This window comes from Aerosticca soli, from assembly GCF_003967035.1.
GTDB lineage: Bacteria > Pseudomonadota > Gammaproteobacteria > Xanthomonadales > Rhodanobacteraceae > Aerosticca > Aerosticca soli.
In genome coordinates this window covers 262,303-277,009 of record NZ_AP018560.1, presented here as the reverse complement: position 1 = coordinate 277,009, position 14,707 = coordinate 262,303, and the positions used below count along the sequence as shown (strand labels likewise).

Annotated in this window: 9 protein-coding genes and 1 riboswitch; of the genes, 5 read left to right on the top strand and 4 right to left on the bottom strand. The window is 69.0% G+C overall.

Annotated features, from left to right (window positions below):
• Window positions 1-100 precede the first annotated feature (100 nt).
• Window positions 101-1,087 carry a tetratricopeptide repeat protein gene (locus tag ALSL_RS01205; RefSeq protein WP_126535881.1) on the bottom strand — a complete coding sequence of 329 codons (987 nt, stop codon included), beginning with the start codon at window positions 1,085-1,087 and terminating at the stop codon, window positions 101-103.
• 207 nt (window positions 1,088-1,294) lie between these two features.
• On the opposite strand from ALSL_RS01205, the gene ALSL_RS01200 reads away from it, so the two are divergent.
• Window positions 1,295-2,896, top strand: coding sequence for an APC family permease (locus tag ALSL_RS01200; RefSeq protein ID WP_126535879.1), 1,602 nt, complete (start codon window positions 1,295-1,297; stop codon window positions 2,894-2,896).
• A gap of 41 nt (window positions 2,897-2,937) precedes the next feature.
• Here the strand turns inward: ALSL_RS01200 and ALSL_RS01195 are convergent, their stop codons facing one another.
• Genes ALSL_RS01195 through metX form a run of 3 tightly spaced genes read right to left on the bottom strand, consistent with a single transcriptional unit; the run spans window position 2,938 to window position 6,286 of the window.
• Window positions 2,938-4,035 (bottom strand): homoserine dehydrogenase family protein, encoded by a 1,098-nt coding sequence (locus ALSL_RS01195; protein WP_126535877.1) that lies wholly within the window; start codon window positions 4,033-4,035, stop codon window positions 2,938-2,940.
• Complete coding sequence (gene metB / locus ALSL_RS01190; protein ID WP_126535875.1) at window positions 4,032-5,219, bottom strand: cystathionine gamma-synthase; 1,188 nt, start codon at window positions 5,217-5,219, stop codon at window positions 4,032-4,034. Before metB ends, ALSL_RS01195 begins: the two co-directional genes overlap by 4 nt.
• 32 nt (window positions 5,220-5,251) lie before the next feature.
• Window positions 5,252-6,286, bottom strand: coding sequence for a homoserine O-succinyltransferase MetX (gene metX, locus ALSL_RS01185; protein ID WP_126535873.1), 1,035 nt, complete (start codon window positions 6,284-6,286; stop codon window positions 5,252-5,254).
• An 89-nt stretch (window positions 6,287-6,375) separates the two neighbouring features.
• Window positions 6,376-6,487: riboswitch (SAM riboswitch) on the bottom strand.
• A 218-nt stretch (window positions 6,488-6,705) separates the two neighbouring features.
• Between metX and ALSL_RS01180 the strand changes: the two genes are divergently transcribed.
• From ALSL_RS01180 to cas7g, 4 genes are all read left to right on the top strand, one after another.
• Window positions 6,706-8,307, top strand: coding sequence for a peptide chain release factor 3 (locus ALSL_RS01180; protein ID WP_126535871.1), 1,602 nt, complete (start codon window positions 6,706-6,708; stop codon window positions 8,305-8,307).
• A 415-nt stretch (window positions 8,308-8,722) separates the two neighbouring features.
• Window positions 8,723-11,446 (top strand): type I-G CRISPR-associated helicase/endonuclease Cas3g, encoded by a 2,724-nt coding sequence (gene cas3g / locus ALSL_RS01175; protein WP_126535869.1) that lies wholly within the window; start codon window positions 8,723-8,725, stop codon window positions 11,444-11,446.
• Window positions 11,443-13,704, top strand: a complete 2,262-nt coding sequence (gene cas8g1 / locus ALSL_RS01170) for a type I-G CRISPR-associated protein Cas8g1/Csx17 (protein ID WP_126535868.1) — start codon at window positions 11,443-11,445, stop codon at window positions 13,702-13,704. Before cas3g ends, cas8g1 begins: the two co-directional genes overlap by 4 nt.
• Window positions 13,701-14,705, top strand: a complete 1,005-nt coding sequence (cas7g, locus tag ALSL_RS01165; RefSeq protein ID WP_126535867.1) for a type I-G CRISPR-associated RAMP protein Csb1/Cas7g — start codon at window positions 13,701-13,703, stop codon at window positions 14,703-14,705. The genes cas8g1 and cas7g overlap by 4 nt, the downstream gene beginning before the upstream one ends.
• Window positions 14,706-14,707: the final 2 nt, after the last annotated feature.

Genomic DNA, 14,707 nt, shown 5'->3' with positions numbered 1-14,707 from the left:
TGGCCGCCGGGTTACCGCGTGACCGTCCAGGCTTGACCGCGCAGAACCAAAAACGCTTGCCGGGTAGCGGTCGCTGCGTCACCGGGGCGGCACGATGCCTTCAGGAGGCCGGCGCCGAGGGCGGCGCCGCCTTCAGCACCGCGTCGACCTTGGCTGCGAGCTCGTCGAGATCGCTTGCTGAAAGCTGCGTGGCCGCCTGAGACATGCGATCGGCGACGTCGTGCAGCGTGTGCTTCTCGTCCATGCGGCTGGCCAGTGCCAGTTGATACCAGGCCTGCCTCGAATCGACGGCCATCGCGGCGCCTTCCTGGTAAGCGATGCCGAGTGCGTAATGCCCCAGCATGTCGTTCGCCGCGGCGGCCTGGCGGGCCAGTGGCAAGGCGCGGGCAGGATCCCGCGGCACGTGCATCTCGCCAGTCAGGTACAGCGTGGCGAGTGTGCCGGCGGCCTGTGCACTGCCTTTCGCCGCTGCCCGCTGCATCCATTCCAGCCCCGCCGATACGTCGGTCGTGCCAAGCCGTCCGCTTAGATAAAACTGGCCGAGCATCAGTTCGGAGGCGGCATCGCCCTTGGCTGCCGCCAAGGTCATCCAGTGCCGCGCTGCGGCCACGTCCTTGGGATACCCAAACGCACCGCTGTAGGCCATCGCGAGCATTTGCATGGCCTTGACCGAGCCGGCATCGGCGGCCCGGCGCGCCCATGCCAGCGCCTCGGTCTGCTGCCCGGCGAGAAACTCGACGAACGCCAGCGTGGCCATGTGATCGGCGTCATGATCGATCGCGATGCTCTTTTGCATCCAGGCGATGCCCTCGGCGCTCGGCGAGGGCGCGGAGGCTACCTCGGCCGAACCGAGCATCCAGGCACCCTGCGCGTTGCCCTGCTCGGCCGCCTTGCGGAACCAACGTTTGGCTTCTTCGGTCGCCGCAGGCTGCTTTTCGTCCATCAGGCGTTGACCCAGCGCCACCTCGGCCGCCGCATCCCCGGCCTGCGCGCGCTGGCGCAGGTCGTCCGTGACGCGACTCTCCACCACCGCGGCCTGCAGCGCCGCCGAGCAAAGCCCGATCATGCACATCGTCCGCATCTTCATGGAAACCCTTCCTTGTCCTTGGTGTCTGCGCCGATGCTAGCACCGGGCTGCAGCCCCAAGCCGTGACGCCTTCGCGCCGAACATGCGGCCGGTGCCGACGCCGCCGGGCTGACAGCGCGCACGAGGGTCTGTCATCATCCGCCGCTCGCCGGGGACGCGCATCGCCCGCCTCGCGGCCTGCCAAGCCACTTTGACAGGGAGTTTCGCATGACTCATACCCCCATCCGCCGCGCCGTCGGCCCGTTTGCCCTGATGCTGACCGGCCTGGGGTCGATCATCGGCTCGGGCTGGCTGTTCGGCGCCTGGCGTGCGGCGGGGCTGGCCGGTCCGGGCGCGGTGTGGGCCTGGGTGCTGGGCGCGGCGATCATCATGACCATCGCGCTCACCTATGCCGAGCTCGGCGCGATGTTTCCCGAGTCGGGCGGCATGGTGCGCTACAGCCACTATTCGCACGGCTCGCTGGTGGGCTTCGTCGGCGCCTGGGCGAACTGGATCGCGATCGTCTCGGTGATCCCGGTGGAGGCCGAGGCCTCGGTGCAGTACATGGCCTCCTGGCCGTGGCGATGGGCGCAGGATCTCTACGTGCACATGCCCGACGGCCACGGCGAGCTGACCGCCACGGGTCTGGTCATCGCCGCGGCGCTGGTGCTCATGTATTTCCTGCTCAACTTCTGGAGCGTGAAGCTGTTCGCGCACTCCAACACCGCGATCACGCTGTTCAAGCTGGTGGTGCCCGCCGCCACCGCGATCGCGCTCATCGCCAGCGGCTTCCACGCCGAGAACTTCAAGGTCGGCGTGCATGGTGATGCGCACGCGATCGATTTCGCCGCGGTGCTGACCGCGGTGGCCACCGCCGGCATCGTGTTCAGTTTCAACGGCTTCCAGAGCCCGGTGAACCTGGCCGGCGAGGCGCGCCAGCCGGGCAAGAGCATCCCGTTCGCGGTGATCGGCTCGATCGTGCTCGCCACCCTCATCTACGTGCTGCTGCAGGTGGCCTATCTCGGCACCGTGCCGCCGGCGTTGCTGGCCAAGGGCGGCTGGCAGGGCATCGACTTCCGCTCACCGTTCGCCGAACTCGCCCTGCTGCTCAACCTGCACTGGCTGGCGATGCTCCTGTACGTGGACGCCTTCATCAGCCCGAGTGGCACCGGCATCACCTATACCGCGACCACCGCGCGGATGCTCTACGGCATGGAGCGCAACGGCACCCTGCCCAAGGTGCTCGGCCATGTGCATCCGAAATGGGGCGTGCCGCGCCCGGCGATGTGGTTCAACCTGATCGTCTCGTACCTTTTCCTGTTCTTCTTCCGCGGCTGGGGCACGCTGGCGGCGGTGATCTCGGTGGCGACGATCATCTCCTACCTCACCGGGCCGGTCAGCGCGATGAGCCTGCGCCGCACGGCGCCGGACCTGTATCGCCCGCTGCGCATCGCCGGGCTGCCGGTGATCGCGGCGATCGCCTTCGTCATGGCCACCGAGCTCCTGTACTGGGCCAAGTGGCCGCTGACCGGCGAGATCATCCTGCTGATGGCGGTGGCGCTGCCGGTGTATTTCTACTACCAGGCCAAGGCGCGCTGGCACGACTTCGGCCGGCAGATGAAGGGCGCCTGGTGGCTGGTCTGCTACCTGCCCACGCTGGCGGCCGTGTCCTGGGCGGGCAGCTTCGGTGGCCGCGGCTACCTGCCTTACGGGACGGACCTGGCCGTGGTCGCCGTGATCGGCCTGGCGTTCTACTTCTGGGGCGTGCATGCCGGCTGGCGCACGCCTTCGGTGGAGGCGGCGCAGGCCGATCCGACCCGGCATCACTGAGCGGCGCCGCACGCGCAGAGCGGACGCGCCCAAACGACCGGTCAGCCCGCGACGCGGGCGCTGCCGTCCAGCAGGGCGAGCACGTCGCCCAGCAACGCCTGGGCGGTCACTTCCGGCCCGGCACCCGGGCCCTGGATGACCAGCGGCTGGGTGTGGTAACGGGTGGTGGTGAGCGCGAATTGATTGTCGGTGCCGAACAGGCGCGCGGCCGGATGCGTGGCCGACACCTCGACCAGGCCGACGTGGGCCTGACCGCGCTGGTTGAGCCGCGCCAAGAAGCGCAGCACGTGGCCGCGGGCGGCGGCCTGCGCGTGGCGCTCGGCGAGCGGCGCGTCCAGTTCGCCGAGCCGGGCCAGGAAGGTTTCCAGGTCCACCCCGCGCAAAGCCTCGGGCACCAGGCTTTCCACCCGCACCTCGTCGGTGCCCAGGGCGAAACCCGCCGAACGGGCCAGGATGAGCAGCTTGCGCGCCACGTCGCCGCCGGAGAGATCCTCGCGCGGGTCGGGCTCGGTGTAGCCGAGTTCGCGTGCACGCAGCAGCAGCGCGGAAAACGGCTGGCTGCCGTCGTACTGGTTGAAGAGGTAGGACAGCGAGCCGGAAAACACGCCTTCGAGGGTGAGCAGCGCATCGCCGCAGCGGCGCAACCGCCGCAGGGTCGACAGCACCGGCAGACCGGCGCCGACGGTCGCGGCATCGCCGTAGTAGGCGCCGGCGGCCAGCGCCCGTTCCAGCGTGCGCCAGCCGGGCAGCGCGCCGCCGGCCAGCGACTTGTTGGCGGTGACCACGGCATAACCCTGCGCCATCCAGTCGGCATGGCGGGCGGCGAGCGCGGGCGAGGCGGTCGCATCCACCAGCACCCGGTGTCTGGCGCCGCTGGCGGCCAGTGCGCCGAGCAGGGCGGCATCGTCGCGCGCCGTGCCCGCGCGGCGCAGCTGGTCGCGCCGGTTGCGCGCGGCCAGCAGGCTCGGATCGGTAAGCTGACGGCGGGAATCGGCCAGGCCGACGAGCCGCACCGGCGCGGCCGCCGGCGTGGCGAGCAGGTCGAGAAAGGCGCCACCGACGACGCCGGCACCGAACAGCACCAGGGCGACCGGGGCACCGGCCTGGGCCGCCGCGCCCGCCGTCGGTAGCGCACTCATGCGCGGGCCCGGCGTTTGGCGGTCTGCGCGGCGAGCACGCGTTCGAGCGCGGCGCCGATGTCGCGCACCAGGTCGTCGCCGTCCTCGATGCCGACCGACAGCCGCAGCAGGGTGTCGCCGATGCCGGCGGCGCGGCGTGCCTCCGGCGCCATCGCGGCATGGGTCATGCTGGCCGGATGGGCGACCAGGCTTTCCACGCCGCCGAGCGATTCGGCCAGCGTGAAGCAACCCAGTCCGTCGACGAAAGCGCCCACTTCCGCCTCGCCACCGTCGAGCTCGAAACTGAGCATGGCGCCGAAACCCTGCTGCTGGCGTGCGGCGAGCGCGTGTTGCGGGTGACTGGACAGGCCCGGGTAGTACACCCGGCGCACGGCCGGATGGGCATCGAGCAGCGTGGCGATCCTTTCGGCATTGTGCTGGTGCTGGCGCAGCCGCACGCCGAGCGTGCGCAGGCCGCGCAGGGTGAGGTAGCTGTCGAATGGCGCGCCGGTCAGGCCGTTGCAATTGGCCCACCATTTGAGCCGCTCGGCCAGTTCCGGCGTGCGCGCCACCACCGCGCCGCCGACCACGTCGCTGTGACCGTTGATGTACTTGGTGGTCGAATGCACCACCAGGTCCGCGCCCAGGGCGAGCGGCTGCTGCAAGGCCGGCGAGAGGAAGGTGTTGTCCACTGCCACCCAGGCGCCGACGGCCTGCGCGGCCTGCACCACGTGACGGATGTCGGTGATGCGCAGCAGCGGGTTGGACGGCGTCTCTACCCACACCAGCGCAGGCCGCAGCGCCAGCCCGGCGGCCAGCGCGGCCGGATCGGTGAGATCGACGAAATGCACCGCAAGGCGCCCCTTCCTGGCCCAGGCGTCGAACAGCCGCCAGGTCCCGCCGTAGCAGTCGTGCGCGGCCAGCACCACGGCGCCGGCCGGCAGCAGCTCCAGCGTCAGCGCGACCGCGGCCATGCCGCTGGCGGTGATCACCGCGCCGGCGCCCTGTTCCAGCTCGGCCAGTGCCTCGGCGAGCAGGTCGCGGGTGGGGTTGCCGCTGCGCGAATAATCATAGGCGCGCTTGCCGCCCAGGCCGGCGAAGCTGTAGTTGGTCGACAGGTGCAGCGGCGGCACCACCGCGCCGTGCTGGGTATCGGTGTCGATACCGGCGCGCACCGCGCGGGTACAGGGGGCCTGGTCGCTCATGGGTAATTTCCGCAGGGCATCGATGGGCAAGGTCACGCGCACAACGCATCGCGCAGCAAGGGCGCGAGTTGCTCGGTTTCCTTGAGGAAGGCGTCGTGGCCGTAAGGCGAATCCAGCACCGCCAGCGTGCCGCCGCCGCCCAGACGGCGCTGCAGCTCGCACAGGTCGGTCAGCGGCACCAGCCGATCCGAGGCGAAGCCGATCAGCGTGGCCGGCACCGTCACCGCCTCGGGGCGGACCTCATGCAGGTCGATGGATTCGGAGAGGGCGAGAAAACGCCCGGCATCGAAACGCTGGACGAAACGCCGGCCGGCCTGTTCCAGGTAGTCCTCCACTGGAAAACGGAAACGGCCGTCGACCTGCACGGGCGGGGCATCGAACCGGCGGGCGAACTCCTCGCTGCCGCGGTAGGTGGTCATGGCCAGCTGCCGCGCCAGTGCCAGCGCTTCCTCGACCCGTCCGGACGCCTGCCCCAGCCGCACGATGTTGCGCTGCACGCTGCGCTGCGCGGTGGCCAGCGGATGCGGACGATGCGCGCCGGCCAGCAGCACCAGACGCGCCACCGCCTGCGGATGCCGCGCGGCGAAGGCCAGCGCCACCATCGCGCCATAGGAGGCGCCGACGAAAGCCTGCACGCGATGGATGCCGAGCTCGCCGAGCAGCGCGGCGATGGCATCGGCCTGGTCCTCGCTGGACACCGAGGGTGCGTCGAGCTCGGCGCTTTCCAGCCAGTCGATGGCGAGCACGCGCCACTGGCGAAGGTCGATCGCGCGCCCCTCACCGACCAGGCCCTGCCACCAGCCGGGCGTGGCGGCGGCGGGGCTGGTCACCACGTCGCGATCGGCCGAGATGCCGCCCTGCACCACCACGGTCGGCGCATCCGGCGCGCCGGTCCACAGGTAGCGCACGTCCACCGCGACCGGCCCGCGGCCGTACTTGGGATGCAGCGTGACCCGGCGCGCGCTGCGCTGCACGGTGAGCTGGGCGCGGCGCGCCTCGCCGCTGGCGGCATCGATACGGGATGGGACGGGAAGGCGGGTATGCACGGCTTGCGGCTGACCAGTCATGGGAAGGCTCCGGCTCAAGGACATCGCCCTGCAGGACTCGCCGGAGGAAGGTCGCCGCTCCGCACGCGGCATCGGCCGGTGCAGATGACACCCCATCTCTCGGTGGCGCCGGGCGCCCCGCAGGAATTGGCACCGTTGCGGGTCGCCCCGCAGGTTGCCCCGGCTTCAAAGGGCCCATCCCTCCGCCGGTCTCGATGAGTGGCAGCGACTCTAGTGGCAGCCCGGCAGCAAAGTCAACAGACGTCTATACGTCCGGACGTCCAATCATTCACCCGTGTTTCGGCGCGATGACATGCCGCGCCGCACCTTGCCGGCCCGCCAGCCAGGCCTCGCCGCGGCCCAAGCGGAGCCCGATGGGGAAAAGCCCGGCCTGGCGCCTTTCGAGCTATCATTGGCGGTTGCTTTTCTTGCCGATCGCCATGTCCACCCATCTCGACGAAACCCGCCGTCGCCGCACCTTCGCCATCATCAGCCACCCGGACGCGGGCAAGACCACGTTGACCGAAAAGCTGCTGCTGTTCGGCGGCGCGATCCAGATGGCCGGCTCGGTGAAGGGCCGCAAGGCCGCGCGGCATGCGACGTCCGACTGGATGGCGCTGGAAAAGGAACGCGGCATCTCGGTAACCAGCTCGGTGATGCAGTTCCCCTACGCCGGCAAGATCGTCAACCTGCTCGACACGCCCGGCCACGCGGACTTCTCCGAGGACACCTACCGCGTGCTCACCGCGGTGGATTCGGCGCTGATGGTGATCGACTGCGCCAAGGGCGTGGAGGAACGCACCATCAAATTGATGGAAGTGTGCCGCCTGCGCGACACACCGATCATGAGCTTCATCAACAAGCTCGACCGCGAGGGCAAGTCGCCGATCGAATTGCTGGACGAGGTGGAATCGGTGCTCGGCATCGCCTGCGCGCCGGTGACCTGGCCGATCGGCATGGGCAAGCGCTTGAAGGGCGTCTATCACCTGCTGCTGGACGAAGTGCACCTGTTCGAGCCCGGCCGCAACTTCACCCGCCAGGACTCGACCATCATCAACGGGCTCGACGCGCCGGGCCTGGCGGAGGCGATCGGCAGCGAGGCGCTGGCCGAACTGCGCGAGGAACTGGCGCTGGTGCAAGGCGCCTCGCATCCGTTCGACCTCGACCCATACCTCGCCGGCAAGCTGACCCCGGTGTTCTTCGGCTCGGCAGTCAACAACTTCGGCGTGCAGCTGCTGCTGGACTTCTTCGTCGAGCACGCGCCCGGCCCGCGCCCGCGCGCCACCACCACGCGCCAGGTGCACCCGGAGGAAGACCAGCTCACCGGCTTCGTGTTCAAGATCCAGGCCAACATGGACCCGGCGCACCGCGACCGCGTCGCCTTCATGCGCGTGTGCTCGGGCACCTACAGCGCCGGCATGAAGATGGTGCAGACGCGCACCGGCAAGGAAGTGCGCATCGCCAACGCGCTCACCTTCATGGCCAGCGACCGCGAGATCGTGGAACGCGCCTATCCCGGCGACGTGATCGGCCTGCACAACCACGGCACCATCGCCATCGGCGACACCTTCACCGAAGGCGAGATGCTGACCTTCACCGGCATTCCCAACTTCGCGCCGGAGCTGTTCCGCCGCGCGCGCCTGCGCGATCCGTTGAAGATGAAGGCGCTGCAGAAGGGCCTGGCGCAACTTTCCGAGGAAGGCGCCACGCAGTTCTTCCGCCCGCTCACCAGCAACGAGCTCATTCTCGGTGCAGTCGGCGTGCTGCAGTTCGACGTGGTCGCCTACCGGCTCAAGGACGAGTACGGCGTCGATGCCGCGTTCGAGCCGGTGGGCGTGGTCACCGCGCGCTGGGTGCACTGCGAGGATGCGAAGAAGCTCGAAGAGTTCCGCGACAAAAACGCACTGCACCTCGCCCTCGACGCCGCCGGCGCGCTGGTCTATCTCGCCCCCTCGCGCGTCAACCTGCAGCTCACCCAGGAACGCTGGCCGCAGATCCGCTTCGCCGCCACCCGCGAACACGCCGCTTCGGTGGTGGTGTAAAAGCCCGCAGCGCATACGCGCCGCCTGAAGGCTTACCACGAAGGCTGCCACGTCGCTGCCGCTCCGGCCCGACGACCCGTGCCCGGCATGCGCCGACGGCACGGATGGAATCGTTTCGATCCGCCGCGCTCGCCTCCAAGGCATCGCAGTAGCATGGCGCAAGGATGCCCGCGGCCCAGGCCGCCGCATCGCCAGGCGGGAGAGACGCCATGCCACAAGGGGAAAAGCCACTGGCCCACATCGCGCACCGGTACAGCGGTGGCGTAACGGTGGCTGCGCGGTCTGAAACTGTTACTTCGACGACATGCACCAGTTTCGTTCAATGGTCGAGTCGACCCGTTCTGGTCTCGTCATCTGAGACGAGCAAGAACGATATTCCGTCACGAGCGCCAATCTTCTTCATTAGGAATCGGCCATGAGCAAAGATTATGCTGAGCTATTCGCCAGCGTAGCCAATAACTTCATGCCACACCCCTGGCAGGCCGAGCTTGCGCAAGCGGGTGATTGCGTCGACCGGCTGATCCGCATCCCGACCGGCTTTGGCAAGACCCTGGGGGTGCTCACCGCCTGGCTGTGGCACCGCGGCGTGCGTGACGACGCCCGCTGGCCGCGCCGCCTGGTGTGGTGCCTGCCCATGCGGGTGCTGGTGGAGCAGGTCGCCGCCGAGGTCGAGGGCGTCCTCGAGCGCTGCGCCTTGCGCTGGGACGGCGTCGGCGATCACGCCGGCAAGGTCGGCGTGCATGTGCTCATGGGTGGCAGCGAGGCCGGCGACTGGGCGCTTTATCCAGAACACTGCGCGGTGCTCATCGGCACGCAGGACATGCTGCTGTCGCGCGCACTCAACCGCGGCTATGGTGCCCCGCGCGGGCGCTGGCCCATGGAATTCGGCCTACTCAATCAGGACTGCCTGTGGGTGATGGACGAGGTGCAGCTCATGGACGTGGGGCTGGCCACGTCAGGACAACTGCAGGCGTTCCGGCAGCAGGACACACAGAGCGGCAAGACGCTGCGCCCGTGCCGTACCTGGTGGATGAGCGCCACGTTGCAGCCGGCCTGGCTGCGCACCTCGCCGGAGATGAGCGAGCTCGGGCCCGCGCTGGACACCGGGCAGTTGCGCATCCCGCCGGAGCAGCGCCTGGGGCCGCTGTGGGATGAGGTCGGTAAGCCCTGCCGGCTGGTGACGATGACCGATATGGCGGCACTCGCCGATCAGGTCGCCGGCGCGCACGTCGAGCATGGCGCAGGCGCCGCCGGGCCTACGCTGGTGGTGCTCAACACCGTGGCCGCGGCGGTCCAGCTGCACGAGCGCCTCGCGCGCGACCCTCGGTTGGCGGGCACCGACCTGCGGCTGGTGCACAGCCGTTTCCGCGGCGCCGAGCGCGCCACCTGGCGCGAAGATTTTCTCAATCGCCACGCCTGCGCGCCGGGGACGGATCGCCTCATCGTCGCCACTCAGGTCATCGAGGCCGGGGTGGATATCTCGGCCGCGCTGCTGTTCACGCAGCTCGCGCCATGGGCCTCGCTGGTCCAGCGTTTCGGCCGTGCGGCGCGCTGGGGCGGCAGGGCGCAGGTGGTGGTGGTCGATGTCGAGGCCCGCGACCCGAAAGCCGCCCTGCCGTACACGCTGGAGGAACTTGCCGCGGCGCGAACGGCGCTCGGTCGGCTCGATGCCGTTGCCCCACGCGATCTCGAAGCCTTCGAGGAGAACCATCCCGAACTGCTGGCCACGCTTTATCCCTACGTGCCGCGCCATGTGTTGTTGCGTCACGAACTCGACGAGCTGTTCGACACCACGCCGGACCTCACCGGCGCCGATGTGGACGTGTCGCGCTTCATCCGTTCGGGTGACGAACGTGACCTGCAGGTGTTCTGGGTCGAGGTGGCGCCGCGCGCCACGCCCGATCGCGCCGTGCGACCCGCCCGCGAAGCCTTGTGCAGCGTTCCCTTTCTCGCCGCCCGCGACTGGCTTTGCGGCAAGGAGACGGCGGACCGCAAGGCGCCGCGCCTGCGGGAAGGCAAGCGCGCCTGGGTGTGGAGCTACCTGGATGGCTGCTGGCGCCTGGCCGAGCGCAAGGATCTCTACCCCGGCCAGACGGTGCTGGTTGCCTCATCCAGCGGTGGCTACGATCCGGCGCGCGGCTGGACCGGTGTCGGTGACGCCGCAGTGCCACCCGTCCCGGTCGCGCCGCCCAGCGCGCAAGAACAGGCCGACGCCAGCGAAGACGACGAAAGCCTGAGCGCCGTGCCAGTCTGGCAGACCATCGCCGTGCACGGTGCCCAGGTGGCAGCGCAGGCCGAGGCGGCCGCGCGCCGGGCAGGGCTCGATTACGCCGCGCTCCTGCACCTTGCCGGCCGCTGGCACGACGCCGGCAAGGCGCTCGCGCCGTTTCAGCATTCCATCGTCGGCACGGGGCGGCCCGCACGGGCGGACATCGCCAAGGCCCCGTCATCGGCGTGGTTACCGCCGCGCCAGCTGTACCCGGACCCGCCCCATCCGCGCCGCCGCGGTCTGCGCCACGAACTGGCCAGCACGCTGGCGCTGTTCGCCGTGCTGATGCGGCATCGCCCGGACCACCCCGCGCTGCTCGGGCCTTGGAAGGAATTGCTGGCGGCCGCCGGCAGGCCGCTCGCCATGGCGCCGCCGGCGGGTGATCCACCGAACGCGCTGGAGCAGGAAATCCTTGCCCTGGACGCCCACGCCTTCGACCTGCTGGCGTATCTGGTTTGCAGTCATCACGGCAAGGTGCGCATGGCCTGGCATGCCGCACCGGCCGACCAGCAGGCTGCCGAGGGCGGGCTGCGCATTCGCGGCATACGTGATGGCGAAACCCTGCCGGCGCTCACGCTCGCCACCGCGCAGGGCGAATACCTGGTCCTGCCGCCGAGCGAGCTGCACCTGGACGCCGCCGCCGCCGGCCTGAATTCGCGCACCGGCCGGGGCTGGACCGAGCGCGTGCTCGACCTGCTCGAACGCCACGGCCCCTTCGCGCTCGCCTACCTCGAAGCCCTGCTGCGCGCGGCCGATTGGCGCGCCTCGCGCAGCCCCGTGCCCGACCCGTTCATCGCAGGCAATGGCGACGCGACACCGATCGGCACCGATCCCGCGGTGACTACGGCAGCCCACGGAGACCTCGCATGATCGTCCATCACCTCGACGGCTGCGCCCCGGCACCGCTGGCGCATTACCTGAAAGCGCTCGGCATTTTGCGCGTGGTGGCCGAACAGCTCGACCCCAAGGCGCGCGGCTGGTGGGAGGGCGAGCGGTTTTTGCTGGCGAGCGAAAAGGATGAGGGCGAGCTGGTGGAGTTCTTTCTTCAGCGGTACGCACCGGCAGCAATCGTGTCGCCATGGAACAAAGGCTCGGGATTCTTTTATGCGGGCGATCCTGGCCTGGCGCCATTGGAGGCAAGCACTGCCGCGCGTTTTGAGCCGCTCAGGCAAGGTATTCGCGCCGCCCGGGAAAAGCTCGACGCCATGGCGCAGGCTGACCAACGCGTGCGCGCGATCAAAGCCGAGGCTAAAAATCCAGGGCTGACAAAATCGCAACGCGATCTGTTGCGGCAATCCGACGACTACAAAAAGCGACTCGCCGAAGCGGAAAGACACTTCAAGGCTCTCAAGGGGGGTCTGTTTCCGGCCTTGAGGCGTGATTGGCGTGCATCCCATAGGCGATGGATGGACGCCGCACTGGTTGTCGATGCTGATGGTGACGCACGTTTTCCGGCGCTGCTGGGTACGGGCGGCAACGATGGCCGGCTCGATTTCACCAACAATTATTACCAGCGCCTGGGAGCGCTTTTTGACCTCTCAGACCCTCAAGGAAGGGCGCGCCCGCATGCCGATGCCGCACTGCGCGAAGCGCTGTTCGGACACCCCACGCGCAGCCAAGTCGCCGGCATCGCCGTGGGTCAATTCGCACCGGGCGGAGCCGGTGGAGCCAATGCTTCCGTTGGTGTCGATGGCGCCAGTCAACTGAATCCCTGGGATTTCGTGCTCATGCTCGAAGGGGCGATTTTGTTTGCTGCCGCAAGCACCCAGCGGATGAACACGCACAGAGGCGCACGGGCGGCGGCACCGTTTGCCGTGGGTGCCCAAGGCGCAGGCTACGCCAGCGCCGCAGCAAGCGACGAGGGCGCCCGCGGCGAGCAGTGGATGCCCCTGTGGTCGCAGCCGATCACCTGCGCCGAGTTGCAGCGACTCCTGGCCGAGGGACGGGCGCAGCTGAGCGCAAAGGCGGTGTCCGAACCCCTCGATCTTGCCCGCGCCGTTGCCCGTCTGGGCGTTGCCCGCGGCATCACGGCCTTCGAGCGTTATGGCTATATCGAGCGCAACGGGCAATCCAATCTCGCCGTCCCGTTGGGTCGATTCGTGGTGCCGGACCGGATCATTCCGGCTATGGCCTGCCTGGACGATCTCGATGCCTGGCTGGTGCGGCTGCGGCGTGAAGCCCGTGGGGACAAGGCGCCTGCCCGTTTCACCCTGGCCGAGCGATGCCTCGCCGATGCGCTGTTCGCCCTCACCCAGCATCCCGACGAAGCGCTGCGCTGGCAGCTGGTGCTGGAGCGACTGGCCGACATCGAGGCGATCCAGATACACGGTGTCGGCATCAAGGCGGGTCCGATTCCGCGTCTGCGCGCGCAGTGGCTCGAGGCTGCGGACGACGGCAGCGCGGAATTTCGCCTAGCAGCCGCGTTTGCGCTGCAATGTAGTGATGCCGACCGCCCCTCGCATGACGGCGTACGGCGGCACTGGCTCACCCTGAGCAAAGGCCGCTTCAAGACCGCCGGCACCGGCGGCGCACAACGTCTGGCGCCGGATGCCGATCGCGTGATGCAGGGACGCAGTGGTGAGGCGGACGCCTTGGCCATGCTGTCGCGTCGCCTGGTCGAAGCCGCGCAGCGCGGCGAGCGCCGGTTGCCGCTGGAACCCGGTTTTGACGTGTCGGCCAGCCGGCACGACCTCGCCCGCCTGCTCGCCGGCGAGTTGGACATCGATCGGTGCCTGCGGCTGGCGCGTGCCCTGATGGCGCTCGACCGCAACGACCTGACGGCGCACCGGCCGAGGTTGACGCCCGCCGTACCGGCTGACTGGCCGGATGATGCCTGGTTGGCAATCCGGCTCGCCCTGTTGCCGTGGCCGTTGCCGGATGGACGCCATGCCGGCGTGGACCCGGCCATCGTGCGCCGCCTGGAAGCCGGTGATGCGGCATCCGCGGTGACGATTGCCATCCGTCGGCTGCGCGCAGCCGACATTCCCTGCGCCGTGCGTGTCGCCGCCGCAGCGCCCGAATTGGCGCGCCGCTATGCGGTGGCGCTTGCCTTCCCCATCAGCCGCCGCACGGCGGCGCAGTTTGCCCAACGCCTGTCACCGTTCGCCAACCAGGAGCACGCCGCATGAATCTCGATCTCGCCTCCATCGCCAACGTGCCACGCCTTCTGTTCGAGGTGCCCTTGCGCCCGCTGCAGGGGCAGCGTTTTCAGCCCACCGGCTTTCCGGGCCTGGGCGCCGCCACGTTTCAAACCGCCAGTGGCCAAAGTTTGCTGGTGGAAAGCGCGCAAAGCATGGCCAACCGGCTCGAGCTGACCGTTTGGGATGCCGCCAATAACGACCTCACCCCAACGGCGTCCGGTTTGTCTCACGTGCGGGTACTTCGCCACGACGCCTTCCTGACCGACACGGTTTTGGAAGCGCACCGCCTGAACAGCCCTTACCTACTCGAAGGCAGGGACAAGAGCTTTTTCGAAACACTGAAAGCCGACCTCGGCGGGCTGGAGGCAGGTCCCATCGACCGCAAGAAGCTGGCGACTACGCTGCTGAAATTCGATGTCGGTTCCCTGCTGCATGGCGTTTTTCTGGCCAAGAAAGAACTCGCCGGCGGGCGTCTGCGCGTGGCGCGCGCCTTGTCGGCCTTCATCGAGGCGGACGGGGTGCGTGTCGCCGCTTCCGGCGGTGTCAAGAACGATCACGTCAACCCGAGCGGCGACACCAAGGCCGGCTTTGGCAACGTGCCGTTTGCACGCGACGAATTCACCGCCGATCGCATCACCCTGTACGTGAACCTGGACCTCGGCCAGATCCGCGGCTACGGCCTGGGGGCGGATGCCGAGCGGCTGCTCGTCCTGCTGGCGTTGTACAAGCTGCGGGCACTGCTCGACGGCTCACTGCGCCTGCGGACCGCCTGCGATCTGGAGCCGGCCAGCGACCGTGTCGAGGCGCGCCGGCCGACGGGTTTTGTGCTGCCGGACGCCGCGACGCTCGCCAACGCGCTGCGGCCTGCCATCGAGGCCTGCGCGCACCTCATGACGGTCACCGAGGTCCGCTACGACGATGAACTGAAAAAAAGTAAAGACACATCCGACGCCGATGACGACGCCGGTTCAGATGACAACGGGGACTGAGC

Bases quoted from the DNA above. Each gene is read 5' to 3' on its own strand.
- metB (WP_126535875.1), bottom strand. From the start codon at position 5,219: ATGAGCGACCAGGCCCCCTGTACCCGCGCGGTGCGCGCCGGTATCGAC.
- ALSL_RS01205 (WP_126535881.1), bottom strand. From the start codon at position 1,087: ATGAAGATGCGGACGATGTGCATGATCGGGCTTTGCTCGGCGGCGCTG.
- cas8g1 (WP_126535868.1), top strand. From the start codon at position 11,443: ATGATCGTCCATCACCTCGACGGCTGCGCCCCGGCACCGCTGGCGCAT.
- cas3g (WP_126535869.1), top strand. From the start codon at position 8,723: ATGAGCAAAGATTATGCTGAGCTATTCGCCAGCGTAGCCAATAACTTC.
- ALSL_RS01180 (WP_126535871.1), top strand. From the start codon at position 6,706: ATGTCCACCCATCTCGACGAAACCCGCCGTCGCCGCACCTTCGCCATC.
- ALSL_RS01200 (WP_126535879.1), top strand. From the start codon at position 1,295: ATGACTCATACCCCCATCCGCCGCGCCGTCGGCCCGTTTGCCCTGATG.
- metX (WP_126535873.1), bottom strand. From the start codon at position 6,286: ATGACTGGTCAGCCGCAAGCCGTGCATACCCGCCTTCCCGTCCCATCC.
- cas7g (WP_126535867.1), top strand. From the start codon at position 13,701: ATGAATCTCGATCTCGCCTCCATCGCCAACGTGCCACGCCTTCTGTTC.
- ALSL_RS01195 (WP_126535877.1), bottom strand. From the start codon at position 4,035: ATGAGTGCGCTACCGACGGCGGGCGCGGCGGCCCAGGCCGGTGCCCCG.